Origin of the sequence: Xanthovirga aplysinae (genome assembly GCF_009711365.1) — a bacterium.
GTDB lineage: Bacteria > Bacteroidota > Bacteroidia > Cytophagales > Cyclobacteriaceae > Xanthovirga > Xanthovirga aplysinae.
Genome location: NZ_SMMB01000385.1, coordinates 1 through 1,352 on the forward strand (window position 1 = coordinate 1; position 1,352 = coordinate 1,352).

The window sequence follows — 1,352 nt, forward strand, 5'->3', positions numbered from 1 at the left end:
TTTCATTAAAGCTTTTACTGAGATTTTCTACAGATAAATAATTCATACTGCAAACCTACAAAAATACAAGGGCTAAATGCTCTTAGCTTTCATCCTTTTTCGGTCCACTTGGATTTTCTTTAGAAAAAACGATTTTGATAGCTTCTTTAATTTCATCCGCTGCCCTTCCTAAGCGGTTTTCTATTAAACGCCATTTTCCCTCATGTTGTCTGCCAAATTCTCTTAATTCTTTTTCAAGGTCGGCCTTGTTTCTTCTGATTTCCATAATGCGTTCTTCCAGGCCTTCTTTAATTTCTCCTGATGCATTTTTTGTTTCGGAAATCAAAAGGTCAATTTTCCGGCCTAATTCAGTAAGAATTTCTTCTGTTTTTCCTTGGTATTGGTTTTTCATGGTCTTATCTATTTACTAACTATTTGCTTACCAATAAAAGCATAAGCTGCAAATATTTAAATTTTTGCAGGTAATTTACTATTTCTGTTATGGATATAGAACAGAATAGAAGGAAAAGTGTTAACTCTCGGAATATTTAATTTACCCCAACTCCTATCAATGTATATTGTTAAATTGATTTGAGTTTAAGCACTCTTATAAACTTAATGTACAAGTTTTTAGGCTTTTAATGGCTTAGCTTGATATCATGGCTTTTTGTTGGAGGCTTTCTTCTGGCAAGGTGGCCAGTTTTTTCATATTGCATGAGGATAAATGTATTCAGTAGCCCTGTGAAAAGACCTTCCATCGTTATAGCTACAGCACATAAAAAAGGGGTAAGGTAGTCACCCATAGGCTCATTTTCTTTGATGTATTGCATTAATTCAGGGTCTACAGAACCTAAGAAAATGAACATAAATAATGCGAATGAAAGGGTATTGACCAAAGCGGTTACTCCTCCAACACCGAAACCTTTTAAGTATTTGATTTTTCCATTATGACTGTGTTTATACTCCCTGAAGGCTAAGTGAATTCCAATCATTTGTAAAATGAAATTGAAAGCCCTAAGTTCTGTTTTTTCTGCCAACCCCATGGCCATCATTGTAAGGAAGTAAAGAATCATCATTACGGTTGTAATCACACCATATTTGACTCCAATATTTTTTGCTATTCGGTAGTCGAAGAAACTAAAATCTTCCATATCTTCATTTTTTGAGCTTTTTTCTATTCTCAATTCTTCAACAAAATAAATGGGGGAATCGGTTTCTTAAATAAATATTGTAAAGGTGCAATATTTGGTGTCTTAAGGTTGGGTTTCTTCTTGTTCAGGAAAATTTGTGCTCCTTATAAATTTTCAAAGATTAAAAGTGAATGATAAATCCAACGAAGTGCAGCTTTTCAAAAGCCATTTGCAGCAAAAAGA

At 33.7% G+C, this 1,352-nt stretch carries 2 protein-coding genes; both read right to left on the reverse strand.

The window, feature by feature from the left end; all coding sequences use genetic code 11:
• Nucleotides 1-82 precede the first annotated feature (82 nt).
• On the reverse strand, nucleotides 83-391 hold the full coding sequence (locus E1171_RS01305) for a sll1863 family stress response protein (protein WP_155203316.1): 309 nt from the start codon (nucleotides 389-391) through the stop codon (nucleotides 83-85).
• Nucleotides 392-617: 226 nt separating this feature from the next.
• On the reverse strand, nucleotides 618-1,130 hold the full coding sequence (locus E1171_RS01310; protein ID WP_155203318.1) for a DUF4199 domain-containing protein: 513 nt from the start codon (nucleotides 1,128-1,130) through the stop codon (nucleotides 618-620).
• Nucleotides 1,131-1,352 lie beyond the last annotated feature (222 nt).

Excerpts from the sequence above, each read along its gene's own strand:
- E1171_RS01305 (WP_155203316.1), bottom strand. The coding sequence starts at position 391 with ATGAAAAACCAATACCAAGGAAAAACAGAAGAAATTCTTACTGAATTA.
- E1171_RS01310 (WP_155203318.1), bottom strand. The coding sequence starts at position 1,130 with ATGGAAGATTTTAGTTTCTTCGACTACCGAATAGCAAAAAATATTGGA.